Source organism: Halorubrum sp. LN27 (assembly GCF_016635065.1).
Lineage (GTDB): Archaea > Halobacteriota > Halobacteria > Halobacteriales > Haloferacaceae > Halorubrum > Halorubrum salipaludis.
The window spans coordinates 1524639-1550719 of record NZ_JAEPET010000001.1 but is presented as its reverse complement, the minus strand read 5'-3'; the positions used below and the strand labels follow the sequence as shown (position 1 = coordinate 1550719).

Here is a 26081-nt window from a genome sequence, read left to right as displayed (position 1 = left end):
GTCGGCGAGGCTCGAGGTGAGAAGCGAGAAGTGAGTCGATCCGTCGGCGACCGGAAACCCGACCGGTCGCGCGTCCCGCCCGCTACAGCTCTTCGACGGCGCCGCCGTCGGCGCGCTCTCGGAACACCTGGCCCTCGATGAGCGTCACCATCGTCTCCTCGTCCTCCCACGCGTTCGGCGCGAGCTTGGCCTTCCGGCAGGCGCGCGAGAGGAACTCGGCGCCGGACCAGCCGTTCTCGACGGGGACCGTCGGGTAGAGCCAGCCGTGCGAGTTGCCGCCGTCGACGGCGACGCCGTGGGTGCCGACCTCGAGGTCGGCGAGGGGGTCGTTGGTGAGCACCGTGTTCGAGACGACGAACACGGAGACGGTGATGTTGTCGAGCTCCTTCGGCTCGACCTCGGAGCCGCAGGAGTCGTCGGAGGCGGCCTTGATGGCGGCCTCGACGATGGCGTGACCGAGCTGGTCGGAGGTCTCCCACGCGCCGGCGCAGCCGCGGAGCCGCCCCCGCCCCCTCGTGGACTCCAGCCGGACGAACGCCCCGGTTCGGGCGTAGAACGCCTCGCGCATGCTCCCGGGTTGTTCGCGCTGTCCGTGTCGGACGAACGACTCGACCGCCTCCCGCGCGAGTTCGACCGCTCGTGCACCGTCGTCGTACGACAGCTGAACGGTCTGAGCCTCGGACATGATAGTCCCTTACGTTGCTGACGACTTGAACGCTTCCCTTGCGAACCCGGCCGCTCGCCCCCGCTCGCCGGGGGGATCAGGCCGGCGGGTGAAGGCGATCGGCCCGGTGGATGAAACCGATCGGGCCGGCGGATGAAACCGATTGGGCCGGCGGGCGAGGGTGATTGGGCTGGCGAGCGATCGGGATAGAGGCGGTCACGCCCTTCCCGACCGAACCCCTTATTCGCGGGCGGCGGCTAGGCGCGACCGGACAGAGGGAGCCCGACTCCCGTGCCTCTGGCATGAGGAAAGTCCCCCCACCGGCCGGACGGGCGACCGGGCACACGCCCGGAGTCGGAGACGGCTGGCTCTGGAACAGCAACGACACCCCCCACCCCGACCCGTGATTCGCGCGAACCGACCCGCAAGGGAAGGGAGTTAACCCGATGAGGATCGACGGGTGGGAACGGATGGAACGGCGAATCCTCGCCGGTGCAAGTCCGCGCCACAAGGTAGTCCGGCCACGGCGCGGACGCTCAGCCGAATGTCGGGACGAACCGAAGGGGGCTTACTCCCCTCAGTCCGCTTGTACTCGGTAGCGACCGGTACATCGTGTTGTGTCGGCTCTTCGAGTTCGATCCTCGATATTCGGATGGCAGTGGATCGGCGACGAAGACCTCCAAAGCCCCAGCAGTTCGCTTATAAGCGGTTATCTGCGGGTTCACGGTGAAGATCTCCAAAGCCCCAGCCGCGAGAGTGGCGCACACTCGTTGCGCGCCTCGCTCGTTCGCATTGCTCACTCGCTGCGGTGCTTACGTCGTCTGCGCCACTCTCGCGGCTGCCCCTTTGAGTCCCACCCCACACAGCACCGCAGCCTCACACCTCCCCAACCTCGTCGGCCGGCGCTTATAAGCGCCGGCCGACTCCCTCGCGCGTGCTGTCTCGCGCCCTTATCAGGGCGCTCGCAGGCACGCGCCACCGCCTCTTTATAAGGTATCTATAAGGGCAGCAGCGACAGCGCCGCGGTCGCCTGTCCCGCGCCCTCCATCTCGGGGCCGTACGTGATGACGATGTAGCCGATCGTCAGGAGGAGGCTGTTGTACAGCCCGTGCATCACGGCGACGACGACGAGGTTCTCCGTGTACTCGTACACCGCGCCGAAGATCAGGCTCGGGACGAAGAGGAGACTGATCGTCGTCAGCATCGCGCTCACGCCCCCGGACAACGAGACGATGTGAGCGGGCGCAAACACGGAGGCCGCGAGGAGGATAGCCGGAACCGCGGAGAGCGTTTCCCGCGCGCGGCTCTGGATGACGCCGCGGAACAGGAGCTCTTCGCACGGTCCCACGACGAGCAGCATGGCGACGATCATGATCGGAATGATCGACGGGTTCTCCAGGGTGGTCTGGGCGCCCTGGTTCTGGGCCGGCTCCGGTCCGACCAGCAACACGACCGAGCTAACGACGAGCACCGTGACAATCACGAGTATCGGGCCGATCAGGGCGATCACGGATTCGACGATGCTCGGCCGCCGGACGCCGAGGTACGCCATTATCGCCTCGCGGTCGAGCCCCCGGTACCGAAGGTACCCGAGCGAGACACCGACGAACGCGACGACCTGCCCGACGACGAACGGCGCGACGAACGAACCGAGAAGCGACGGCTCCCGTCCGGTGACGGTCGAGACGAGGTAGACGACAGCCCCGGCGATCGTGGTGACGGCGAGAAGCCCGAGGATGCCCGCGATCCCCAGCCCGAAGGCGACGCCGACCGTTCGGAGCGGGGACCCCGTCTCCCGCCCGTCCGGCGAGTCGGCGGCGTCGACCATCGAACGGGCCTCGCCGGGCTCGCCCCCGTCGCTGGCCGCGGCGTCTCCCGGAGCGCCGCGCTCCCGCTCGCCGGCGTCTGACTCGGCGTCGAACTCGGAGGGATCGCTCATTGCCCCCCGTTCGAACCGATCGGTCAAAGGCCTGTCCGTCGTCAGCGATACAGCAGCTCGTACCACAGCACGGCGGTCACGGTCCGGCCGTCGCGGAGCCCCTCGTCGACGACGGCCTCGAGGAGGTCGTCGTACGGCACCGTCTCGACCGCGATCGACTCGTTGTGGTCGAGGTCCCGCTCGGCGGTCGGCTCGCAGCCGGTGGCCAGGAAGTGGTGGTGGACCGAGTCCGCCATCCCGTTCGTCGGCTCGACGGTCGTCAGGCGCTCGAAGGCGTCGGCCTCGTACCCCGTCTCCTCGGCGAGCTCGCGGGCGGCGGCGCGTTCGAGGTCGTCCGCGTCCTCCGGCTCCACCGACCCCGCGGGGAGCCCGCGGTTGACCCGCCCGACCGCCTGCCGCCACTCGTCGATGACGACCGCGTCGCCGTCGGGGGTGAGGGGAAGCACCACGACCGCCGGCGCCTCGTCGACGTAGTGGTACCCGTCGGTCTCGCCGTCCGGGAAGCGGACCTCGTCGCGTCGCACGTCGAAGCCGGGACAGCGGTAGTCGATCTCGGTGTCGAGCGTCTCCCACGCGAGCTCGTCGGCGGAGTCGGCGTCGTCCATGCGTCGGGGTCGGCGCTCGGGGACCTAAATCCCCGCACTCGGCCGGCGCCGGGGCCGACGTCGGCTCCGGCGTCGCTCCGTGGGCGCCCGCGGCCGCCTGACCGTCACCCGCGGAGTCGCTCGACCGCGATCGCGGCGAGCGTCCCGACGGCCCACGCGATCGTCCCCAGCGCGACGGCCTCGACGCCGAGGAAGACGAGCCCGTCGGGCGAGAGGAACGCGACGACGCGCTCGCCGAGCGACCGCCCCGAGAGGCCGAGCAGGTAGTGGTCCGCGGTGGAGCCGAGGAGCGCGCCGTAGACGCTCGCCCACGCGAGGACCAGCCCGCTCCGTCTGGCGGCGAGGACCGCGGCCGCGAGAACGCCGAGCGCGGCGGCGTCGACCGGGAGGAACACGACGCCGCCGGAGACCGCGAACAGGCCCACCGCGTAGGCGGCGAACGAGGCGAGGAAGACCAGCGGCGGGACGAGGAGCCGTCGTCGGTGCGAGCGGGTCCGCTCCGAGCCGAGGAGGACGCGGCGAGCGAGGGACATGCCTCCCGATGGTCGCGATACGGCAATAAAACCGGTCGCCGGTCGCGGCGCCGCCGACCGTCCCGGGGATCGGCGGCGGACGCCCTCAGGCCCAGTCGCCGAGCGACGCCTGGCCGTCCCCGCGCTCGCCTGTCCGTCGGCTCCCGTTCTCGTCCGATTCGTCCCCGTCGTTCGCCGGCGGATCGCCGCCGACCCAGTCGGTGAGCTTTCCGCCGTCGCCGGCCGCGGGCGCCGAGCGTCCTCCGGCCGTCCCGCCCTCCTCCCCCTCGGCCGCGTCGAACCCGCCGAGCGTCGCCTGGTCGCTCTCGGCGAAGTCGAGCTTCGAGACGCGCACCCCGAGCTTGCGGACCCGGTCGCCGGCGAACTCGTCGAGGAGGTCCAGCGCCGTCGACTCCACGAGGTCGGGGTCGTCGACGGGACCGGGGAGACTCCGGGCGCGGGTGTTCACCTCGTAGGGGGGCTCGACCGCCTTGATCCCGATGGTGCGGTACAGGCACCCCCGCTCGCGGGCGCGGCGGGCCACGTCGGCGGCCAGCGCGCGCACCGTCTCCCGCTTCGCCGCCTCGTCGGCGGTCGCCGACAGCGACGACTCCCGCGACAGGCTCTTCGGGAGCCCCGTGGGCGTGACCTCCCGGTCGTCCTCGCCCCGCGCCCGCCGGTACAGCTCCCGGCCGCGGTCCCCGAGCTCGTCGCCGAGCCGGTCGGGGTCGGCGGCGGCGAGGTCGCCCGCGGTCTCGATCCCCAGATCAGCCAGCGTCCGCTCCGTCACCGGGCCGACGCCGTGGATCTCCGCGGTCGGGAGGGGCGCGAGGAACGACTCGACCTCGCCCGGCGGCACGACGACGAGCCCGTCCGGCTTGTCGGCGTCGCTGGCGACCTTCGCGGTCGACATGTTCGGCGCGACGCCGACGCTCGCGGGCACGCCGGCCTCGCGCTCGATGCGCTCCTTGACGTGCCGGGCGTACCCCTCCGCCAGGGTCCGGACCTCCGCGGGGCCGGCCGCGGCGCTCGGCGGGGGGCCGGCGGGGTCGTCGCCGGAATCGGTCGGGCCCCCCGCGGCGTCCCACGCGGTCCGGTCGGTGACGTCGAGGTACGCCTCGTCGACGCTCACCTCGCGGAGGGTGTCGGCGCAGTCGCGGAGGACGCTTTTCACGTCGCTCGCGACCTCCTTGTAGTAGTCGAGGTCGACGGGGAGGTAGCGACCCGCCTCCTCCGGGTCGGGCGCGTCCGGGTCGTCGGGGTCGGCGTCGGCCCGCCGGGGGAGCAGGTCGAGCGCCTCCGAGATCGGCATCGCGCTCTCGACGCCGAACGCGCGCGCCTCGTAGCTCGCGGTCGCGACCGCGCCGATCGTCTCGCCCGCCTCGTAGCCCATGCCGACGACGAGGGGCTCGCCCGCCAGCTCGGGGCGGCGCAGGCGCTCGCAGGAGGCGTAAAAGCAGTCCATGTCGACATGGAACACGACGCGGTCGCTCCCCGCGTCCTCGTCCGCGTCGGTCCCGGGGAGGGTTCCGCCCGCCATCGCCAGAGGCTCCGCGCCGCGCGGCCTTAAGAATCAGCCACGCGCGGCGGTAGTGGAATCTCCCGGAATCATCCCGTGGTGAACCACCCGGAATCACCCCCGTCGTGAGCGGACGCCGGAGCGGCAGCGGCGCTCACGTCCTCAGAACTGATATCGGAGGCGGTATTCGTTTATCCGGGGGGGACCAAGACCGTGTCATGTCCGAACGGATCGACGTGTTACACGTCGACGACGACCCGTCCGTGCTGGACCTCACGGAGGCGTTCCTCGAACGCGAGCTGGCGTCCGTCGCGGTGACGAGCGTCACGGACCCGTCGGCCGCGCTCGACCGGCTCGACGACGGCGAGTTCGACTGCGTCGTCAGCGACTACGACATGCCCGGCACGGACGGGCTGGAGCTCTTCGAGACGATCCACTCGGAGCACCGCAAGCTCCCCTTCGTCCTCTACACCGGGAAGGGGTCGGAAGAGATCGCCAGTCAGGCGCTCAACGCGGGCGTCACCGGCTACTTCCAGAAGGGCGGCCCCGAGCAGCTCCGGCGGCTCGCGAACCGCGTCCAGCAGGCGGTCGACGAGCACCGGACCCGCGAGATCGCGGACCGCTACTCGACGGTCATCGACGCGCTCGGCTACCCCGTGTACGTCGTCGACGAGACCGGCGTCTTCCGGTTCGTCAACGAGCCGTTCGCGGAGCTGACCGGCTACGACCGCGAGGAGATAATCGGCAGCAAGCCGGGGTTCATCAAGGACGACGAGGCGGTCGCGGAGGCCGAGCACCGGCTCGGCCGGGTGCTGTCGAGCGACGGCCCCGACGTGGAGCGCTTCTCGGTCGACATCGTCCCGAAGGAGGGCGAGCCGATCCCCTGCCGGGACCACATGGCCGCGCTGCCGTACGAGGGCGAGTGCTTCGAGGGGAGCGTCGGGATCCTCCGGGACGTCTCCGACGAGCGCGCGCGCCGTGAGGAGCTGGAGACGAAGACGCGGGCGCTCGACGAGGCGCCGGTCGGCATCACGATCACCGACCCGGACCTGCCGGACAACCCGATGGTGTACGTCAACGACCGGTTCGTCGAGATGACCGGCTACGACCGCGGCGACGCGGTCGGCGTCAACTGCCGGTTCCTGCAGGGAGAGGACACCGACGAGGAGCCGGTCGCCCGGCTCCGCGAGGCGATCGACGCCGGGGAGCCGGAGAGCGTGGAGCTGTTGAACTACCGGAAGGACGGCACGCCGTTCTGGAACCGCGTCAGCGTCGCGCCGATCCGCGACGACGACGGGTCGGTCTCGGAGTGGGTCGGCTTCCAAGAGGACATCACGGCGTTCAAGCAGCGCGAGGCGGCGCTCCAGCGCCAGAACGAGCGGCTCGACGCCTTCGCGGGCATCGTCTCGCACGACCTCCGGAACCCGCTCAACGTCGCGCAAGGACGCGTGGATATGGCGCGGGAGCTGGCCGAGGACCCGTCGCACCTCGACGCCGCGGCCGACGCGCTCGACCGCATCGAGTCGATCGTCGAGCACACCCTCACCCTCGCCCGGGAGGGCGAGACCGTCGGCGACCCGGAGCCGGTCGCGATCGGGCGGATCGCCGCCGACAGCTGGGAGACGGTCGACACCGGGTCGGCGTCGCTGTCGAACGAGGCGGACGGCGAGGTGCTCGCGGACCCGGACCGGCTCCGGAACCTGTTCGAGAACCTCGTCCGCAATAGCGTCGAACACGCCGGCGACGACGTGCGGATCCGCGTCGGCGACCTCCCGGACGGGTTCTTCGTCGAGGACGACGGCCCCGGCATCCCCGATTCGATCCGCGACGCCCTCTTCGAGCCCGGGGAGAGCGGGATCGAAGGCAACACCGGGTTCGGGCTCGCGATCGTCCAGGAGATCGCCACCGCCCACGGGTGGACCGTCGAGGCGGTCGACGCGGCCGACGGGGGCGCGCGGTTCGAGATCCGCGGGGTCGAGCGGCCCTCGTAGCCGGAGCAGTCGAGCCCCTCCGACGGCTGAGGGCGCCCGGCGACGGAACCGGATCGATCCCCGCCGTTCGCAAACGCCTTTGTGCTCGCGGGCGAATCCGCCCTCGATGGGAGTTCTCTCGGGCATCGTCGACACCGACCGCCGGGTGATCGTGCTCGCGCTCGCCCGGATGGTCGGCGCCGCCGGCAACTCCTTTCTCATCGTCGTCCTCCCGCTGTACGTCGCCAGCGACCTGGTCGACATCGAGCCGCTCCTCGGGGCGTCGGTCGGCGTCGGCGCGGCGTCGGTGACGCTCACCGAACCGCTGCTCATCGGGCTCGTGCTCTCGCTTTTCGGGTTCCTCAACAGCCTCTCGCAGCCCCTGACGGGGCGTCTCTCGGACCGGATCGGCGTCCGGCGACCCTTCGTGCTGATCGGGATCCTCCTTCTGGGGACCGCCAGCGGGCTCTACACGGTCGCGGACGCCTACTGGCAGCTGATCGCGCTCCGGGCGGCCCAGGGGTTCGGGGCGGCGCTCATCATCCCGGCGACGGTCGCGCTGGTCAACGAGTACGCCGCGAGCGACGACGACCGCGGCGGCAACTTCGGCGTGTACAACACCTTCCGGCTGATCGGGTTCGGCTTCGGCCCGGTCCTCGCCGGCGCCGTCGTGGAGCGCGGTCCGTACGACCTCTCCGCGGTCGGCCTCCCGGTCCTCGACGGGTTCGACGCCGCGTTCGCGGCGGCCTGTTTCGGCGCGTACCTCAGCTTCGCCCTCGTCTTCCTCCTCGTTCGCGACGCCGCCGAGTCGAGCGAGGCGAGCGACGACCTCTCGATCCGGGTCCGCGGCGAGGGGCGCCTGCTCGACCCGGTGTTCGCGCTCGGGCTGGCGACGGTGGCGATGGGGATCTGCATCGCGCTGTTCGCGACCCTCCAGAACCAGGTGAACGTCCGGCTCGATCAGGCGCCGGTGTGGTTCGGGCTCCAGTTCGCGGCAGTCACCATCGCGAACGTGCTCCTCCAGGTCCCCGTCGGGCAGGCCAGCGACCGGATCGGGCGCCGTCCCTTCCTGTTGGCCGGATTCGTGCTGCTCGCGCCCACGACCCTCTTACAGGGGATCGTCACCGACCCGGTCGTGATGACGCTCGTCCGGCTGGGACAGGGGGTCGCCGTCGCGTGCGTGTTCGCGCCGTCGCTGGCGCTCGCGGGCGACCTCGCGCGGGAGGGCGAGTCCGGCACGACGCTGTCGGTGCTCACCATGGGGTTCGGCTTCGGCGTCGCGGTCGGGCCGCTGGCGTCCGGCTGGCTCGTCGGCTTCGGCTTCGTCGTCCCCTTCGCGGTCGGCGCCGGGCTCGCCGTCGTCGCGCTCGTCGGCGTCGTGACGCAGGTCGAGGAGACGCTCGGGGCCGGCGAGGAGGCCCCGGCCTCGTCCGCGGCGGACTGACGGTCGCCGGTACCCACGATCGGCGGGCGCCGACGACCCCCGCGGACTGAACCCTATAAGTCCCCGACGGCCGAACCGGCGCCCGTGCCCCGCGACCGCGTCCACTGCGTCGACTGCCGGGAGCCGATCCCGAGCGACGCGCGGATCTGCCCCCACTGCGAGACCGTCCAGCCGTCGCCGCTCCTCGACGTCGGTGTCGTCGTCGCCGGCGTGTTCGCGTTCGTCTTCGGCGCGATCCTCGCGCTGATGACGCTCGGAACGACCCGCATGCTCGGGTTCCTGCTGATCGTGGTCGGATTCGGCCTCGCCGTCGGCGGCTACACCAGGTACATCGACCGGCAGGCCGGGCGTCGGGGGCGGTGAGGACGCGGAGGCGGTGAGGACGCGGAGGCGGTGAGGACGCGGAGGCGGTGAGGACGCGGGGGCGACCGGCCCGCCGCGGCTGTCGTCGTTCTCGTCTCGCGACCTTTTAAGTCGGACCGCATAGCACGTGGAGACATGATCACGCCACTCTCCGCCGGGCTCGTCGTCGCGGGGCTGCTCCTCGCGTTCGTCGGGGCCGCGGTGTCGGTCTACGCCGTCACGCTGACCGGGGTCCTCGTCGGCGCCGGCGCGGGGTACCTCGCCGCGCCGAACCTCGCCGGACTGATCGCGGTCGACGGGCTGGTTCTGACCGGCGCGGCCGCCACGATCGGCGCCGCGGTCGGCGGGTTCCTCGCGTACGCCGGGCTCTCCTTCGCGGTCGTCGCCATCGGCGGGCTCGTCGGCGGCTTCGCCGGGCGGTTCGCGGTCGGCCCGATGTACGCGGCTGACGCGGCCGGGATCGAGGGGACGCTCCTCCTCGTCGGCGCCACCCTCGCGGGCGTCGCCGTCGGCGCGCTGTTCGGGTTCGTGATGAGCCGGACGACGCTGGTCGTCTCCACCGCCTTCATCGGCGCGGCGTTCGCGTCGCGGTCGATCACGCCCGCGACGCTGGACGCGGCCGCCGCGGAGACGACGGTCCAGCCGCTCCTGTTCGACGTGACCGCGCCCGCGTTCCTCGCCGTGTTCGCGCTCGGCGCGCTCTCCCAGCTCGGGCTGTTCAAGTTCGGCTACGTGACGAAGCTCGTCGCCCTCCTCCCCGGCGCGCGGCGGTGGACGGCGAGCGACGACGACGACAAAGGCGCAGAGGGCGCCTGACGCGTCCGACGGCGCCGCCTCGGCGAGAGCGCGCTACTCGTACTCGTAGAACCCCTTCCCCGTCTTCTTGCCGAGGTCGCCGGCCTCCACCTTGCGCTTGACGAGGTAGGCCGGCTTGTAGCGGTCACCGAGCTCCTCGTGGAGCGTCTCGCTGGCGTCCAAGACCACGTCGAGCCCGATGTGGTCGGCGAGCTCGAGGGGCCCCATCGGGACGTTCGTCCCGAGCTTCATCCCGCGGTCGATGTCCGCCCTGTCGGCGACACCCTCGTCGTACGCGCGGACGCCCTCGTTGATCCACGGCATCAGGATCCGGTTCGTGACGAAGCCGGGCTTGTCGTCCGACTCCCACGTCTCCTTGCCGAGGGCCGCCGCGAAGGCGTGCGCGAAGTCGACGACCCCCTCGGCGGTGCGCTCCCCGACGACGACCTCCACGCCGTCCATGATCGGCACCGGGTTCATGAAGTGGAGCCCGATCACGTCGCCCGCGCGGTCGGTGGCGCTCGCGATGCTCGTGATCGACAGCGTCGAGGTGTTGGTCGCGAGGACGACGTCGTCGTCGGTCACCGAATCGAGGTCGGCGAAGATCGCCTGCTTCACGTCGAGGTCCTCGACGGCGGCCTCGACGACCACATCCGCGGCGGCGAGGGCGTCGAGGTCGGTGGTGCCCTCGATCCGGTCGCGGATCGCCTCGGGATCCTCGTCGAGCCGAGCCTTCCCGTCGAGCCGGGCGAGGCTGTCGTCGATGCTCGCGAGCCCGCGCTCGACGTACTCCGGCTCGATGTCGCGCATCACGACCTCGTAGCCGGCGGTCGCCGCGACCTGTGCGATCCCGTTGCCCATCGTGCCGGCCCCCACAACGCCGACGGTCTCGATGTCGGATAGTTCCCGCATGCGAGACGCTGTCGCGGCGGCGGTGGTAAGTATTGCGACTCCGGTGGCGGCCCCGCGACCGATCTGGGAAGCGAGTCCGCGCTCGTCGACCCGCGGAGAGAATTAACTATTTGAGTAGTAATACTAGTGGATCGCGGATCGGTCGCTGGGGCGGTCGACGCGGGTGCTACACACCCGATATCGATCTCGGCGACCCTCCGAGTTACCATAGTGTTTTTTACCGATGTAACGGGAGTACGAACTGATGCTTCCTCACGCCGACGACGCCATCTCGCGGGACGGTAAGACGCTCATCCTCGCGTACGACCACGGGCTCGAACACGGGCCGGTCGACTTCGAGCCGAACCCGTCGACCGCCGACCCGGAGCGGCTCTTCGAGCTCGCCACCCACGACGCGGTCACCGCGCTGGCCGTACAGAAGGGGGTCGCGGAGGCGTACTACCCGGACTACGAGGACGACGTGAACCTCCTGTTGAAGCTGAACGGCACCTCGAACCTCTGGATGGGCGAGCCCGACAGCCCCGTCAACTGCTCGGCGGAGTACGCCGCCGAGCTCGGCGCCGACGCGATCGGGTTCACGCTCTACGGCGGCTCGAACCACGAGGTCGAGATGGCCGAGGAGTTCCGCGAGGCGCAGGAGGGCGCCCGCGACCACGACATGGGCGTCGTCATGTGGTCGTACCCCCGCGGGCAGGGCGTCAAGAACGACACGAGCCCCGACACCATCTCGTACGCGGCCCGGCTCGGGCTGGAGCTCGGCGCCGACGTGGTGAAGGTGAAGTACCCCGGCTCCGCCGAGGCGATGGGCGAGGCCGTCCGGATGGCCGGTCCCACGAAGGTCGTGATGTCCGGCGGCACGATGCGCGACGACAAGGCGTTCCTGCGGAACGTCGCGGACGCGATCGACGCGGGCGCGACCGGGCTCGCGGTCGGCCGGAACGTCTTCCAGCGGGACGACCCCGAGCGCATCCTCGACGCCCTCGAGGCCGTGGTCTTCCAGGAGGTCGACCCGGCCGAGGCGCTGGCGATCGCCGAGAGCGACGACTGATGACCGACGCGGACCCCGCCGCCGACGGCGGCGTCGCCCCGGGAGACACCGATCCCGCCGTCGAGGCGATCTTCGACGCGGTCGCGGCCACGGCGCCCGAGATCCGCGCCGCGCTCCCCGGCCGGCGCGTCGAGAGCGGGACCGACAACCCCTCCGGCGAGAGCGTGATGGCCGGCGACCTGTACGCCGATGAGCTGCTCGGCGACGCCATCACCGCGGTCGACGGCGTCGGCTCGTTCGTCAGCGAGGAGCGCGAGACCGCCGTCGACGCCGGCGGCGCGGTCGGGGAGGCGGACGGAGAGCCGCCGTACGCGGTCGCGATCGACCCCCTCGACGGCTCCTCGAACCTCCGGTCGAACAACGCGATGGGGACCGTCGTCGGGGTGTACGACGCCCCGCTCCCCGCGACCGGGCGCGACCTCGTCGCCGCCGGGTACGTGCTCTACGGTCCGATCACGACGATGGTCGTCGCCGACGACGCCGGGGTCCGCGAGGAGGTGGTCGAAGCCGACGCCGACGGATCCGTCTCCCGCACCGTCGTCGAGGACGACCTCCGGCTTCCCGGCGACCCCCTCGTCTACGGGTTCGGCGGTCGCGTCCCGGACTGGCCCGACGACTTCACCGCCTACGCCCGCGAGATCGAAGACGAGCTGAAGCTCCGGTACGGCGGCGCCATGGTCGGCGACGTGAACCAGGTGCTCACCTACGGCGGCGTCTTCGCGTACCCCGCCCTCACCAGCGCGCCCGAGGGGAAGCTCCGGCTCTCCTTCGAGGCGAACCCCATCGCCTACATCGTCGAGCGCGCTGGCGGGGCCGCGACCGACGGGGAGGTCGACATCCTCGACGTCGAGCCCGAGGGCGTCCACGACCGCGTGCCGCTGTACGTCGGCAACGAGGCGCTGATCGAGCGGCTGCAGGCGGCGCTGGACTGAGCGGATCGGGCGGATTCGATGTCGGCGGCCCCGTTAAAATCCGGTTCTTCAGACACAAACTACGCTGAAACAGCCGATCGCTGAAGGCTACGTACTTATCGATGAACATCACCACGTAAGGGCGTCCGGGAGGTCTCCGAACCCTTGGCCGTGGTATCGGTAGGCCGTCCACTCTGCCTTCTGCGCTCCTTCGATGTCGGCGTCGTCATCGCCGACCATCGCGTAGTCGTCTGCTGGGAGCCGTTTCTCGGCAAGACGGAACGGTTCGGGGTCGGGCTTGTGGCCATTCGCATCATAGGACGTGATAACGGCATCGAAGTATTCAGCAAGATTGTACGCTTCCAGCTTGTGTCGCTGCCACTCCTGTACCCCATTCGTCAGCACCCCCAGTTTGTAGTCTTCGCCCAGCCGGGCAAGGTCGGCCTCAGCATTTTTCGGCGGCTGGCAGGCATCAACTTCCCGAGTACGGAGGGCCTCGACAAGCGCCTCGGCGTCGGGGTCCTCCCCGACGGTGGCAAACGCTCGCCGGTATGGCTCAGGCCGACAGTCCATGAGAATGTCGAAAAACGTCTCGTTATAGGTGTCAATCCATTCGTCGCGGACCTCACCCTCGACCGTTCGGATTGCGTCGGTCAGAATAGCACGATACGCTCGGGTGTAATGGAGGGGGGTTCCGTCTAAGTCGAAAAAGATAGCTCTCGTACACCCGATTTTCACCCTGCCTCGAAAAGGCTTGGTACGTGTAGACTCTGTATTGAGCGATCCGTGAGTCCCCTGTACTGGCCGCAGGGGAGACGAACGCGTCCTCGCCCTGAACTTCAACAGATCTGTGTCGCCCAAACCCACATGGAAAACTGTTTAGGATCTACCGCAAATCTTGCGTCCATGAAAGTCCACGTCGGCGCGGCGGCGACGCCGGAGGAGGCCGAGGCGATAGCGAAGTCGCTCGCGGAGCACCTCGGGGTCGACGTCGACGTCCACGTCGGAGAGAGCGCGGAGCCCGCCGCGAGCGCGTCCCCGCCCGAAGTCGACTACCCCCTCGACGACGACCTCGGGCCCACGGACCGGGAGCGCGATCTGCAGGCCGAGATCGACGACATCCTGCAGGGGGGCCCCGAGAAGTACCGCGACCGGCTCCCCGAGCAGGGGAAGCTGTTCGTCCGCGACCGCCTCGACCTCTGGTTCGGCGGCGAGGGCGGGACGCGCGGCGCGGGCGACGCGAGCGCCGCGGACGGCGACCCGGCCGGGCTCCACTTCGAGGACGGGAAGTTCGCCGCGTTCGACGACTGGCACCCGAACGCGCCCGGGCGGGCCGGGCGGGGGGAAGACGGTGAGGACGGCGAGGGCGGGGGCGACGGCTCCGGCGACCGCCTCCCCGGCGACGGCCTCCTCACCGGCGCGGCCGAGTTCGAGGGGCGCGACGTCCACTTCATGGCCAACGACTTCACCGTGAAGGCGGGGTCGATGGCGGCGAAGGGCGTCGAGAAGTTCCTCCGGATGCAGCAGCGCGCGCTGAAGACGGGCAACCCCGTGCTCTACCTGATGGACTCCTCCGGCGGCCGGATCGACCAGCAGACCGGCTTCTTCGCCAACCGCGAGGGGATCGGGAAGTACTACTACAACCACTCGATGCTGTCGGGCGCGGTCCCGCAGATCTGCGTGCTGTACGGGCCCTGTATCGCCGGCGCCGCCTACACCCCCGTCTTCGCCGACTTCACCGTGATGGTCGAGGGGATGTCCGCGATGGCGATCGCCTCCCCGCGGATGGTGAAGATGGTCACCGGCGAGGAGATCGAACTGGAGGAGCTGGGCGGCCCGCGGGTCCACGCCGAGGAGTCCGGCTCCGCCGACCTGGTCGCCCGCGACGAGGAGCACGCCCGCGAGCTCGTCGCCGACCTGATCGGCTACCTCCCAGACAGGGCGGGCGAGAAGCCGCCGAAACGCGAGACGAAACCCCCAAAGTACTCGCCCGACGGCATCGACGAGCTGATCCCGGCGTCGCCGAACCGCCCCTACGACGTGCGCGACCTGCTCGACCGGATCGCCGACGCGGAGTCGGTCTTCGAGCTGAAGGAGGGGTACGGCGAGGAGATTCTCACGGCGTTCTGCCGGATCGACGGGCGGCCCGTCGGCGTCGTCGCCAACGACCCCGCGGTCCGGTCGGGCGCCATCTTCCCCGACGCGGCCGAGAAGGCGGCCGAGTTCATCTGGACCTGCGACGCCTACGAGATCCCCCTGCTGTACCTCTGTGACACGCCCGGCTTCATGGCCGGTTCGCAGGTGGAGACGGACGCCATCTTGGAGAAGGGGAAGAAGATGATCTACGCCACCTCCTCCGCGACGGTCCCGAAACAGACCGTCGTCGTCCGGAAGGCGTACGGCGCGGGCATCTACGCGATGGGCGGGCCCGCCTACGACCCCGAGAGCGTCATCGGGCTCCCCTCCGGCGAGATCGCGATCATGGGCCCGGAGGCCGCGATCAACGCGGTGTACGCCCGGAAGCTCGCCGCGATCGACGACCCGGAGGAGCGCGCGGCCGAGGAGGAGCGCCTCCGCGAGGAGTACCGCGAGGACATCGATATCCATCGAATGGCCAGCGAGGTCGTCATCGACGAGATCGTCCCGCCCTCGACGCTCCGCGAGGAGCTGGCCGGCCGCTTCGCCTTCTACGAGGACGTGGAGAAGGACCTACCGGACAAGAAACACGGGACGGTCCTGTAGTCGCACCCGCCCTCACAGCGCCGCCAGCGTCGCCAGCGCCTCGGCGCCCAGCAGCCCGAGGGCGCCGCCGAACCCGAGCGCCACCGCGACGCCGATCGCCGCGAGCGCGCCGACGTACGCGGCGGAGCCGACGAGCGACGCGGCGGCGAACCGCGGCGCGGAGACGGAGGAGGCGTTCGCGGTCGGGACGGCGAGCCACCCACGCGTCCCGGGGACCGCGTTCGAGGCCGCCACCGCCGGGAGCCCCCACCGGTCGAACCAGCGTCCCGCGCCGTCGAGCCCCCCGTCGCCGACCGGAACGAGGGGGAGCGACGTCGGATCCACGTCGAACCGACGGACGGCCGCGAAGATCGCTGACTGGCCGACGGTCGCGCCGATCACCGCCGCGGCGAACACCGGGAGGACCGCGACCGCCTCGACGCCGACGGCGACGACCGCGGCGACGAACAGCGTCCGCGCCGGGAGCACCTTGCCGACGAGCGCGCCCTCCAGCGCGAACACCACGAAGACCGCGAGGGCGCCGTAGCTGTCGACGAGGGCGAGCGCGGTCGCGGCGTGGGAACCGAACACGCCTCTCCTCGGTCGTCACCACGTAAAACGTTTACACCGTGAAACGTGCTCTCAGCCCCCATAACGAGATTTAATCGGATTTGTTTCCCGTGCGTGTCCCGTCGGGAGCGATCCGTCGGGCTCACCCCGCCGGGGGTGGGTATTTACCGGTCGCACGCGCATGTGTCACGCATGATAAACGTCGGCGTCAAGGCCCCCGACTTCATCGCGCCCGCGGTCGTCGGCGGCACGGCCACCGAACTGGAGCTGTTCCGGCTCGTCGACCGACACGAGGCGGTCGTCTGCTGTTTCGCGCCCGCGAACTTCGTCCCGACCTGCACCGCCGCGTTCGCCGCGGTCCGCGACGCGGGCTGGCACGACCGCGACGACCTCGCCGTCGTCGGGCTCACCGGCGACTCGCTGTACGCGGGGTTCGCCTACGCCGACCGGTTCGACCTCCCCTTCCCGATCGTCTCCGACTTCCACGGGGGCGTCGCGGAGTCGTACGACCTGCTGGCCGACTCGTGGGAGGGGCACTCGGACATCCCGCGCCGGGCGGTCGTCGTCGTCGACGGCGACTGGACGGTGCGGTTCGCGGAGGCGACGACCGACGCGCTCGACCGCCCGGCGCCCTCGCCCGTCCAGAACGCGACCGCGGCGCTCCGTGAGGTCGGGGTCGACGTCGACCGGCCGCGGGTGAACTACGACGGCCCCTGGTAGCTCCGTCGCCGGCTCCGTACCGCCGTTGTCGAGGTTATTTGGCGGTCCCCGGCCGAGGGTCCGACATGGAAGCCGACTTCGCGGAGTACCTCGACGAGTTCGCGCGGCGGGACTGGGAGACGCTCGATCCGGACGCCGTCACCGACCCCGTCCGGGTCGCGGTCGTCGGCCTCGGCTGGTTCGCCCGCGACTGGGCGCTCCCGGGGATCGCGCGGTCGGCGTACACCGAGGCGACCGTCGTCACCGACATCGACGCCGACGCGGTGGAGGCGGTCGCCGCCGAGCACGACCTGACCGGGGTCACCCCCGACGAGTTCCGGTCGGGCGCCGCCGCGGACGCGTACGACGCGGTGTACGTCGCGACACCGAACGCGACCCACCTGGAGTACGTCGAAGCCGCCGCGGAACAGGAGAAGGCGGTCCTCTGCGAGAAGCCCCTCGAGGCGACCCTCGACCGCGCTCGCCGGCTCGTGGCCGCGTGCCGGGACGCGGACGTTCCCCTGATGGTCGGCTACCGGATGCAGACCGACCCCGCCGTCCGGCGGCTCCGCGAGCTCCTCGACGCCGGCGTCGCCGGCGACGTGATCGGCGTCCACGCGACGATGTCGCAGACGATGCTCGGCGAGCTCGGCGGCGAGGCGGACCAGTGGCGCCTCGACCCGGAGCTGTCCGGCGGCTGCGCGCTCATGGACCTCGGCGTCTACCCGCTCAACACGACCCGGTTCGTGCTCGGCGCCGACCCGGTCCGCGTGTCGGGTCGGACCCAAACGAACCACGAGGCGTTCGCCGGCGTCGACGAGCACGCCACGTTCCGGTTGGAGTTCCCCGGCGGCGTCGACGCGCTGTGCTCGGTGAGCCAGAACGCCCAGCACGCGAGCCGGCTGGAGATCACCGGCACCGACGCCAGACTCATTCTGGACCCCGCCTTCTACGAGCGCGAGGACCGCGGGTTCGCCGTCGTCCGCGACGGCACCCGCGTCGACGTCGACTTCGACCAGGTCCACCAGATCGAAGAGGAGTTCGCGTACTTCGGCCACCAGCTCTTGGCCGGCGAGCCGTTCCACCCGGACGGCGAGCACGCCCTCGCGGACGCCCGCGCGCTCGACGGCATCTACGAGTCGGCCGAGACCGGGCGGCCGGTCGACCTCGGGGACGGCGACGCGGCCTGAAGAACGGGGGTCGCTACTGTTCGATCCCGTACACGTCGCTCGTCCAGTCGCGGGCCGGCGTGTCGTACACCGGCTCGTTCCGGTCCCGCTCGTCGAGCCGCCGGCGGTCGGCCGCGTCGAGCTCCCAGTCGAGGTCGGCGTTGGCCCGGACGTGGTCCGGGGTCGACGACCGCGGCAGCGCGACCACGTCGTTGTCGAGCGCCCACCGGAGCACGACCTGCGCGGGATGTTTGTCGTACGTCTCGGCCAGCTCGGCGACGACCTCGTCGCCGAACACGTCCGTCCGCGCGAGCGGCGCCGCCGCCTCGATCACGGTGTCGGACTCGCGGCAGTAGTCGACCAGGTCGGGGCGCTGGAACCACGGGTGGTACTCGATCTGGTTGACCGCGATCGGCACGTCAGAGACGTGGTGCGCGCAGCTCAGCTGGTACGCGCTGAAGTTCGAGACGCCCACGTCGCGGACGAGCCCCCGATCGCGGAGCTCGGCCATCGCCCGGAGGGTCTCGCGCAGCGAGATCGCGGGGTTGGGCCAGTGGATCAGGTACAGGTCGAGGTAGTCGGTGCCGAGCCGGTCGAGCGACGCCTCGCACGACTCGATCACCGACTCGTAGTTGAGGTTCTTCGCGAGCACCTTCGAGGTGAGGAACACGTCGTCGCGGTCGTACTCGGCGAGCGCCTCGCCGATCGCCGCCTCGTTGTGATACCCCTCGGCAGTGTCGATGTGCGCGTACCCGGCGTCGAGCGCCGCGCGGACGCTGTCTGCCGTCTGGTCGCCCAAGTCGTACGTGCCCAGCCCGAGCGCCGGTAGCTCCGCGCCGCTCGGGAGCGTCTTCGTTGGAACGGTCACACCGCACGGTTCGGCGGATCGCCGATTGAAAGTACCGGTCGGGGAACCGCGCCGCTGCGGACACCTCGATACGGACCCGGCAGCGATCGGTAGCGGGAGTGAGTGTTGCAGATCGGTGGTGGTAAGATGGCATTTAAATAACCGTGAGAGACGGCGACGATCGCTTATAAAACCGGGCGGTGGCGCGTGCCTGCGAGCGGTCGCCCTCGGCGACCGCGAGACAGCACGCGCGAGGGAGGCGGCCGGCGCTTATAAGCGCCGGCCGACGAGGCTGGGGAGGTGTGAGGTGCTGTGCGGTTCCGGGTGGGAGGGACTCAAAGGGGCAGCCGGGAGGACGGCTTAGGCGACGCAAGCACCACAACGAGGGAGCGGTAGCGACCGAGTGAGGAGCGTGGTTCGAGACGCCTCTGGCGTCTCGTCATCGCCAGAAATCGGAGATTTCTGGCTAGCAGTCAGAACGCTTCGCGTTCTGACGACATCACGAAAGGCGCTTCGCGCCTTTCGAACGACAGCAAGCGTAAGCCGTCCTCCCGGCTGGGGCTTTGGAGGCGTTCACCGTCGATCCGCAGTCAACCGTTTATAAGTAAACGACTGGGGCTTTACAGATTCTCACCCCATATCCGTCGATCACGTATAAACACTCGCCAGAAACACCACAATCCGACTTATAAACAACCGACCCACCGAAATGATTCACCTACTCCCGATATCGCTCACCTGTACGTCCGTATCGCACCGAAAAAGCCGCGTCGCGGATCGCTCGTTATCGACGCCGATCCGGCCCGTCTAACACTCCGACCAGCCGCACGACTCGCACGTCTTGCAGCCTTCGGAGTAGTAGAGGTTCATCCCGCCGCACTCGGGACACTCGGGCGACTCGCCCGCCGCGATCAGCTCCTGCATCGCGTCGTCGGCGCCGGCCGCGTCGTCCGCGGCGTCGGGGCCGCCGGCGCCCGAGACGTCCGTCGCGGCGCCCGCATCGACCGCGCCGCCGTCGGTCTGGCTCGGCGTGTCGACGGCGCCCTCGACGTCGTCGAGGCTCTGCTGTTGGGGGATCCCCTTGTCGATCTCGTCGTCGAGGTAGCGGCGGAGCGCGGTGCCGATCGCGTCCGGGATCGACTGGATCTGCTCGCCTTTGTCCCACGCGACCTTCGGGCTCCGCGTGCCCTGCAGCTCGTCGACGATCTCTTCGGGGTCGACGCCGGAGCGGAGCGCCGTCGAGATGACCTTCGCGAGCGCCTCCGTGAAGGAGTTGGTGTAGCCGCCGGAGTGGCCGATGTTCGCGAACAGCTCGAACGGCAGCCCCTTGTCGTCCTCGTTGATGGTGACGTACAGCTTGCCGTAGCCTGTCTCGACCCGCTGGGTGACGCCGTTCAGGGAGTCGGGGCGCGGACTGCGCTCGCTGTAGTCGATCCGGGGCTGCTCGCTGGCTTCGAGCAGGTCCGAGATCTCCGCGTCGATCGCCGCCTGCACGTCCTCGTTGTCGAGGAACGACTCGATGCCGCCGAACACCTCGCCGATCTGCTCGACGATCGCCTCGGCCGCCTCGCTCTCGTCGGCGAACTCCGTGTTCTTCGCGCGCGTCGTGAGCACCTGCTTCGAGCGGGTGCCGTCGCGGTAGACGGTGACGCCCTTCCCGCCGTGGTCGTAGATGTAGCGGTACACCTCTTCCATCTCCTCGGCGGTGGCGTCGTTCGGGAAGTTACACGTCTTCGAGATGGCGGAGTCGACGCCCTCCTGGCAGGCGCACTGGACCGCCGCGTGCTGTTTGCCCGAGAGGTCGCCGGTGACGACGAACAGCTCGCCGATCGCGTCCGGGACCGTCTCCAACCCGTCCACGCCGTCGAACTCGTTTTCCGCCATCTGCTCTTGGGCCTCCGCCTTGACGGCGTCGACGTCGACGTCGTTCTCCTCTAGGGTGCGCAGGAAGTAGTCGTCGAACTCGACGAGCATCTCGTCGCCCTGCACGTCGTCGGAGACGTTCTTGTAGTAGGCGACGTTGTAGATGGGCTCGCAGCCGCCGGTGGTGTTGCCGATCATCGACGTCGTGCCCGTGGGCGCGATCGTCGTCGTGTTGTGGTTGCGTACGGGGAAGCCGTCCTCCCACTCGTCGGCGTCGAGACCGGTGTAGTGCTCGAACCACTCGCGGTACTCGGTGGGGTTCGCGTACTTCGAGTCCTCCCAGTCGTTGAACGTCCCGCGCTCCTGCGCGAGCTCGTGGGAGGTCTGCTTCGACGCGTGGTTGATGTGGGTCATCAGCTGGCGGGCGACCTCGTTGCCCGGCTCGGTGCCGTACTGGATCCCGAGCTGGATGTACAGCTGCGCGAGCCCCATGACGCCGAGCCCGATCTTCCGCATGTCGCGGACCTTCTCTTCGATCTTGTCGACCGGGAAGTCCGACATCGTGACCACGTTCTCGAGGAAGCGGGTCCCGTAGTCGATCCGCTCGTCGAACTCCTCGAAGTCGATCGCCTCCTCTAAGAACGCCGACATGGCGGCCTCCTGCGAGTCGTACTCGTCGGCGTGCTCCGCGGACCAGACCCGCCAGTCCGGCGCGTCCTGCGCCGCGAGCGTCGAGAGGTTGATATGACCGAGGTTACACGCCTCGTACTCTTCTAACGGCTGCTCGCCGCAGGGGTTCGTCGCGAGGATCCGGTGGTCCGGGTTCTCTTCCACGTCGAACGAGTGCTCCTTGTTGACGCGTTCGAGGTAGATGACGCCCGGCTCGCCGTTCTCGTGGGCGCCCTCGATCATGTCGTCCCACAGCTCCTGGGCCGGGATCGACAGCTCCTCGCCGACCTCGACGTGCTCGCCGAGGCCGAACATGTCGTAGATCTCCTTCGTCTCCGGCGTCGCGATGTGAGGCTCCTCCGTGCGCGGGTTGGTGAAGGTGAACTCCTCGTCGTTGTACAGCGCCTCCATGAAGTCGTCGGTGACGCCGACGCTGATGTTGAAGTTCGACAGGTGGCCCTCGACCGCGTTCCGGAGGTGTTCGGGCACCTTCCCGTCCTCGTCGATGAGGTCGCGGGCCTCCTCTAGGGCGTCCGCGAAGGAGTTGTGCGTGAAGTCGTCGGGGTCGTTCAGCCGCAGCGAGTGGGCCAGCGAGACGTCCTTGTTCTTCGCGTGGATGAACTGGATCACGTCCGGGTGCGAGACGCGCATGACGCCCATCTGGGCGCCGCGGCGCGCGCCGCCCTGCGCGATCGTCTCGCACATCTGGTCGAACGTCCGCATGAACGTGATCGGGCCGGAGGCGATGCCGCCGGTCGAGCCGACGGAGTCGCCGTAGGGGCGGAGCTTCCAGAACGCGTACCCCATGCCGCCGCCGGACTGGAACACCTCGGCCGCCTCCTTGGCGGTCTGGTGGATATCCGTGATGTCGTCGTCGGGGGAGTCGACGAAGCAGGCGGAGAGCTGCTGGAGCTCGTCGCCCGCGTTCATCAGCGTCGGCGAGTTCGGCATGAAGGAGAGCGACTCCATCCCGTCGCGGAACCGGTCCGCGGTCGCCTCGACGTGCTCGCGCACGCTCTCGGGGAGCTCGGGGACGACCGTGTCGTACGCGAACTTGTTGACGTTCCGCTCCGTGAGCGTCGTCTCCGCGTCGTCGTCGGCGGTGGTCCCCGCGCCGAAGACCTCCGCGGCGAGCTCGTCGCGCCGCGGGTGATCGGGCTTGAGCTGGTCGGGCGTGACCGTGACCTCGACGTCCTGTTTCTCCGCCTCGAAGACCGCCTCCGCGAGCGCGACGTTGCGCGCGACGCGGTCGAACAGCTCCTCGGGGTCCTCGATCGGCTCCCCGTCCGCGTTCTTCCGGAGGTAGCGCGCGGGCAGGATGTTGTGGTAGGCGTTGGCCGTGAGGCGCTCCTCCATCGTCTCGCCCGTGGTGCGTTTGATCGGCAGTTCGAGTTCGTCGGCGGCGACGCCGTCGCTGCTCATTCGACGGCCACCCCGCTCGGTTTGCGTGGGATACGGATCATCTGTAGTGTTGGTGTACTGGCGAGGCGGGCCCTTGTACGTTCGGATGTTCGGACCCGACAGGCGTCTATATGTACGATTCGTTATGCAACGTCGGTTCCGCGCGTCTGACGCTGGATTCCGGTACGTCGGCAACGAACGGACTCCGGACACATAAGCGTAGCCAGACCGGAGTGAAACTGATCGCTGATCGACGAAACCGCATCACAGAGGCGTCTCCCCACCGGAACAGAAGGGGGGTCGATCGGCGGCGATTCGGGCGGCAGCCGCGGGCGTCGGCGCCCTCGGGGCGATCGCGCCGGTGATCGATCGTCTGACTTCGCCGCGGTTCTTGCCGTGAACCTATCAAAATTCGAGAACCGGTCGGCGCCCCCCGCGTCCGCTCCGTCCTCCCACAAGCTTATGCCCGGCCTCACCGTGGGCCCGGACATGACCGCTTCGCTCGCCGCGCTCGCCGCGTCGGTACCGCTTCAGGCCGGCATCCTCGCCAGCCCGACCGGACAGCTGCTCGTCGCACTGGTCGCCGTCGCGGTCGTGATCGTCCTCGGGAAGTTCGTGTTGAAGCTCGCGTGGCGGCTCGTCACGATCGGGATCGTCGTCGTCGCCGCGCTCTACCTGCTGTCGACGCTCGGCGTCGTCTGAAAAAAACCGCGGCCGCACCGGTTCGACTCCGGCCGGCGATCCGACCGCTACCGGCGGTCCGTCGCTCCGACTACTGGAACGCCGTGCCGGGCTCGGTCTCCGCGCGGTCGACCTCCGACCGCCGGAACTGCTTTTCGATCTCCTCGTAGCGCTCCCGCGTCTCGGGGGTGACGCTCGGATTCACCTCGCTCAGGGCGTCCTCGAAGTGCTGCATCGTCACGCGGACGTTGCCCACGGACTCGCCAACCTCCTCGCGCGAGACGCTGCCGATGAACTCCCGGGAGGCGTTCATCGACGCCTCGCGGGCCACCGCCTCGATGTCGGCGCCGACGTAGCCCTCGGTCTTCCGGGCGATGGCGTCGAGGTCGACGTCGTCGGCCAGCGGCTTGTTCCGGGTGTGGACCTCCAGGATCTTCCGGCGCGCGTCCTCGTCGGGCACGGGGACGTGCACGTGGCGGTCCAGCCGGCCGGGGCGGAGCAGCGCCGAGTCGATCAGGTCCGGGCGGTTCGTCGTCGCGATGACGACCACGTCCTCCAGCGATTCGAGCCCGTCGAGCTCGGTCAGCAGCTGGGAGACGACCCGCTCGCCGACGCCGGAGTCGCCGGAGTTCTGGCCGCGCTCGGTCGCGATCGAGTCGATCTCGTCGAAGAACACGATCGTCGGCGCGTTCTCGCGGGCCTTGCTGAACACCTCGCGGACGCCCTTCTCGGACTCGCCCACGAACTTGTTCAGCAGCTCGGGCCCCTTGATCGAGATGAAGTTCGACTCGCTCTCGTTGGCGACCGCCTTCGCGAGCAGGGTCTTCCCCGTGCCCGGCGGGCCGTACATCAGGACGCCCTTGGCGGCCTGCATGTCGAGCTCCTCGAACACCTCGGGGTACTCAAGCGGCCACTGGATCGTCTCGCGGAGCCGCTCTTTGGTGTCCTCCAAGCCGCCGACCTGGTCCCAGCTCACGTCGGGCACCTCGACGAACACCTCGCGGAGCGCGGAGGGTTCGATCCCCTTCATCGCCTCCTTGAAGTCCGTCTCGGTGACCTGGATGCTGTTGAGCACGTCGGCGTCGATCTCGTCGGATTCGAGGTCGATCTCGGGGCGGATGCGCCGCAGCGCGTGCATCGCGGACTCCTTCGCCAGCGACTCCAAGTCCGCGCCGACGAAGCCGTGAGTGTTCTCGGCGTACTCGTCCAAGTCGATCTCCTCGACCAGCGGCATGTTCCGCGTGTGGACCTGCAGGATCTCCTTGCGGCCGTCGCGGTCGGGGACGCCGACCTCGATCTCGCGGTCGAACCGGCCGCCGCGCCGGAGCGCGGGGTCGATGGCGTCGACGCGGTTCGTCGCCCCGATGACGACGACCTCGCCGCGCTCCTCGAGCCCGTCCATCAGCGAGAGCAGCTGGGCCACGACGCGGCGCTCCACGTCGCCGCCGGCCTCCTCGCGTTTGGGCGCGATCGAGTCGAGCTCGTCCATGAAGATGATCGCGGGCGACTCCTCGGACGCCTCCTCGAACACCTCGCGGAGCTTCTCCTCGGACTCGCCGTAGTACTTCGACATGATCTCCGGACCGGAGATCGTGTGGAAGTTCGCGTCGATCTCGTTGGCGACGGCCTTGGCGATCAGCGTCTTCCCCGTGCCCGGCGGACCGTGCAGGAGCACGCCCTTCGGCGGGTCGATGCCGAGCCGCTTGAACAGCTCCGGGTGCCGCATCGGCAGCTCGATCATCTCGCGGACCTGTTCGAGCTCGCTGTCGAGCCCGCCGATGTCCTCGTAGGTCACGTCGGGGCCCTCGCTCGCGCCCTCGCCGGCCTCGCTCCGTTCGGTCAGCTCCTCGGCCGGGACCTCCGAGATCTCGATCTCGGTGTCGTCGGTGATGACGACGGTCCCCGAAGGGGTCGTCGAGGCGACCTTCATCGGCACCGCCTGCGACTGGCCGCCCATCAGCCCGAAGCCGAGCGACGTGCGGATCGTCTGCCCCTCGGTCACCGGCTGGCCGGAGAGCTTGTCGCGGATGAACGGGGCGATCTGCCCGCGGACGCGGAGCTGGCTCGGGAAGGCGATAGTGACCGACTCCGCCCGCGAGACGTCGACGTCCTCGACGGTCACGCGGTCGTCGATCCCGACGTTGGCCTCCTGACGGAGGCGGCCGTCGATACGCACGACGCCGGTCCCGTCGTCCTCGGGGTAGCCGGGCCAGACGCGGGCGATCGCGGCCCCGTCCGGTCCCTCGACGCGGACGATGTCCCCGCCGGAGAGCCCGAGCTCCTCGGCGGCGACGCGGTCGATCGCCGCGAGGCGGCGCCCGGCGTCCTTCTGCTTGAGGGGCCTGACCGTGAGCTTCATCGCTGCCCCTCCACGGTGACCACGCCGTTCTCGATGGCGACCGCGTCGGCCTCGCCCGGGAGCTCGAACTCCGACTCGACGGGCTCGCCCTCGCCCTCGATCACGACGATCGCGGTCTCGCCGACGGTGTCGACGGAGACGTTCTCGGCGTCGGCGCCCAGATCGGCGGCGACGACCCACCCGTCCTCGTACTCGTACCGGCGGAGCAGCGCGCCGTCGCCGGTCGATCGGGTCTGTTGGTGATTCATGCTAACTACAAGTTAGGCGCGAGAGTATATAAATCTGTCGCCAAAAATCGCATGACGTGAGATACCGGCGGCGTATCGGTGGTGTTGCGGTTCGGGGGAAGGCAGCGGGAAGCGGCGGCTCGCGGGACGGCGGAAAGCGGCGGAAGCGATCGCGGTGCGGCGGCGACCTTTA

At 69.8% G+C, this 26081-nt stretch carries 22 protein-coding genes and 1 other RNA gene; 11 read left to right on the top strand and 12 right to left on the bottom strand.

Annotated features, from left to right (window positions below):
• Positions 1-82 precede the first annotated feature (82 nt).
• Positions 83-685: a TIGR00296 family protein gene (locus JIN95_RS07665; protein ID WP_095636784.1), complete on the bottom strand. Its 603-nt coding sequence runs from the start codon at positions 683-685 to the stop codon at positions 83-85.
• Positions 686-934: 249 nt separating this feature from the next.
• On the opposite strand from JIN95_RS07665, the gene rnpB reads away from it, so the two are divergent.
• Positions 935-1247, top strand: an RNA gene (gene rnpB, locus JIN95_RS07660) — RNase P RNA component.
• A 414-nt stretch (positions 1248-1661) separates the two neighbouring features.
• On the opposite strand, the gene JIN95_RS07655 is transcribed toward rnpB, so the two are convergent.
• From JIN95_RS07655 to JIN95_RS07640, 4 genes are all read right to left on the bottom strand, one after another.
• Entirely contained in the window at positions 1662-2603 is a 942-nt protein-coding gene (locus JIN95_RS07655; protein WP_200531004.1) for a type II CAAX endopeptidase family protein, read from the bottom strand.
• Between the two features lie 41 nt (positions 2604-2644).
• Complete coding sequence (locus JIN95_RS07650; protein WP_095636786.1) at positions 2645-3208, bottom strand: NUDIX hydrolase; 564 nt, start codon at positions 3206-3208, stop codon at positions 2645-2647.
• Positions 3209-3312: 104 nt separating this feature from the next.
• Positions 3313-3741, bottom strand: a complete 429-nt coding sequence (locus JIN95_RS07645) for a hypothetical protein (protein WP_200531003.1) — start codon at positions 3739-3741, stop codon at positions 3313-3315.
• An 85-nt stretch (positions 3742-3826) separates the two neighbouring features.
• Positions 3827-5260, bottom strand: coding sequence for a DNA polymerase IV (locus JIN95_RS07640; RefSeq protein WP_200531002.1), 1434 nt, complete (start codon positions 5258-5260; stop codon positions 3827-3829).
• Between the two features lie 197 nt (positions 5261-5457).
• Between JIN95_RS07640 and JIN95_RS07635 the strand changes: the two genes are divergently transcribed.
• The 4 genes from JIN95_RS07635 (at position 5458) to JIN95_RS07620 (ending at position 9832) form a co-directional block, all read left to right on the top strand.
• A complete protein-coding gene (locus tag JIN95_RS07635; RefSeq protein ID WP_200531001.1) occupies positions 5458-7230 on the top strand; it encodes a PAS domain-containing protein in 1773 nt (590 codons plus the stop codon).
• Positions 7231-7336: 106 nt separating this feature from the next.
• Positions 7337-8653 carry an MFS transporter gene (locus JIN95_RS07630; protein ID WP_200531000.1) on the top strand — a complete coding sequence of 439 codons (1317 nt, stop codon included), beginning with the start codon at positions 7337-7339 and terminating at the stop codon, positions 8651-8653.
• An 84-nt stretch (positions 8654-8737) separates the two neighbouring features.
• The gene (locus JIN95_RS07625) at positions 8738-9016 is read left to right on the top strand and encodes a zinc ribbon domain-containing protein (protein WP_095636797.1); all 279 of its coding nucleotides are present in this window, start codon (positions 8738-8740) and stop codon (positions 9014-9016) included.
• 135 nt (positions 9017-9151) lie between these two features.
• Positions 9152-9832: a phosphate ABC transporter permease gene (locus JIN95_RS07620; RefSeq protein WP_200530999.1), complete on the top strand. Its 681-nt coding sequence runs from the start codon at positions 9152-9154 to the stop codon at positions 9830-9832.
• A 33-nt stretch (positions 9833-9865) separates the two neighbouring features.
• Here the strand turns inward: JIN95_RS07620 and JIN95_RS07615 are convergent, their stop codons facing one another.
• The gene (locus tag JIN95_RS07615) at positions 9866-10723 is read right to left on the bottom strand and encodes a 3-hydroxyacyl-CoA dehydrogenase NAD-binding domain-containing protein (RefSeq protein WP_200530998.1); all 858 of its coding nucleotides are present in this window, start codon (positions 10721-10723) and stop codon (positions 9866-9868) included.
• Positions 10724-10967: 244 nt separating this feature from the next.
• Here JIN95_RS07615 and JIN95_RS07610 point away from each other — a divergent pair, with 244 nt between their 5' ends.
• Together JIN95_RS07610 and JIN95_RS07605 are read left to right on the top strand one after the other, a co-directional pair.
• Positions 10968-11771: an aldolase gene (locus JIN95_RS07610; RefSeq protein WP_095636800.1), complete on the top strand. Its 804-nt coding sequence runs from the start codon at positions 10968-10970 to the stop codon at positions 11769-11771.
• Complete coding sequence (locus JIN95_RS07605) at positions 11771-12703, top strand: class 1 fructose-bisphosphatase (protein WP_200530997.1); 933 nt, start codon at positions 11771-11773, stop codon at positions 12701-12703. Before JIN95_RS07610 ends, JIN95_RS07605 begins: the two co-directional genes overlap by 1 nt.
• A 108-nt stretch (positions 12704-12811) precedes the next feature.
• On the opposite strand, the gene JIN95_RS07600 is transcribed toward JIN95_RS07605, so the two are convergent.
• Entirely contained in the window at positions 12812-13420 is a 609-nt protein-coding gene (locus tag JIN95_RS07600; protein WP_200530996.1) for an HAD family hydrolase, read from the bottom strand.
• A gap of 168 nt (positions 13421-13588) precedes the next feature.
• Here JIN95_RS07600 and JIN95_RS07595 point away from each other — a divergent pair, with 168 nt between their 5' ends.
• Positions 13589-15424 carry an acyl-CoA carboxylase subunit beta gene (locus JIN95_RS07595; protein ID WP_200530995.1) on the top strand — a complete coding sequence of 612 codons (1836 nt, stop codon included), beginning with the start codon at positions 13589-13591 and terminating at the stop codon, positions 15422-15424.
• Positions 15425-15436: 12 nt separating this feature from the next.
• Here the strand turns inward: JIN95_RS07595 and JIN95_RS07590 are convergent, their stop codons facing one another.
• Positions 15437-15994 (bottom strand): hypothetical protein, encoded by a 558-nt coding sequence (locus tag JIN95_RS07590; protein ID WP_095636803.1) that lies wholly within the window; start codon positions 15992-15994, stop codon positions 15437-15439.
• Between the two features lie 171 nt (positions 15995-16165).
• Between JIN95_RS07590 and JIN95_RS07585 the strand changes: the two genes are divergently transcribed.
• Positions 16166-16693, top strand: coding sequence for a redoxin domain-containing protein (locus JIN95_RS07585; protein WP_200530994.1), 528 nt, complete (start codon positions 16166-16168; stop codon positions 16691-16693).
• 65 nt (positions 16694-16758) lie between these two features.
• A complete protein-coding gene (gene gfo6 / locus JIN95_RS07580) occupies positions 16759-17862 on the top strand; it encodes a D-xylose 1-dehydrogenase Gfo6 (protein ID WP_200530993.1) in 1104 nt (367 codons plus the stop codon).
• Between the two features lie 13 nt (positions 17863-17875).
• On the opposite strand, the gene JIN95_RS07575 is transcribed toward gfo6, so the two are convergent.
• Positions 17876-18709, bottom strand: a complete 834-nt coding sequence (locus JIN95_RS07575) for an aldo/keto reductase (RefSeq protein ID WP_095636806.1) — start codon at positions 18707-18709, stop codon at positions 17876-17878.
• A gap of 786 nt (positions 18710-19495) precedes the next feature.
• The gene (locus JIN95_RS07570; RefSeq protein ID WP_200530992.1) at positions 19496-22642 is read right to left on the bottom strand and encodes an adenosylcobalamin-dependent ribonucleoside-diphosphate reductase; all 3147 of its coding nucleotides are present in this window, start codon (positions 22640-22642) and stop codon (positions 19496-19498) included.
• Positions 22643-23083: 441 nt separating this feature from the next.
• Between JIN95_RS07570 and JIN95_RS07565 the strand changes: the two genes are divergently transcribed.
• Positions 23084-23323, top strand: a complete 240-nt coding sequence (locus tag JIN95_RS07565) for a hypothetical protein (RefSeq protein WP_200530991.1) — start codon at positions 23084-23086, stop codon at positions 23321-23323.
• A gap of 70 nt (positions 23324-23393) precedes the next feature.
• On the opposite strand, the gene JIN95_RS07560 is transcribed toward JIN95_RS07565, so the two are convergent.
• Together JIN95_RS07560 and JIN95_RS07555 are read right to left on the bottom strand one after the other, a co-directional pair.
• The gene (locus tag JIN95_RS07560) at positions 23394-25661 is read right to left on the bottom strand and encodes a CDC48 family AAA ATPase (RefSeq protein WP_095636809.1); all 2268 of its coding nucleotides are present in this window, start codon (positions 25659-25661) and stop codon (positions 23394-23396) included.
• Positions 25658-25909, bottom strand: a complete 252-nt coding sequence (locus tag JIN95_RS07555) for an Hsp20/alpha crystallin family protein (protein ID WP_200530990.1) — start codon at positions 25907-25909, stop codon at positions 25658-25660. The genes JIN95_RS07560 and JIN95_RS07555 overlap by 4 nt, the downstream gene beginning before the upstream one ends.
• Positions 25910-26081 lie beyond the last annotated feature (172 nt).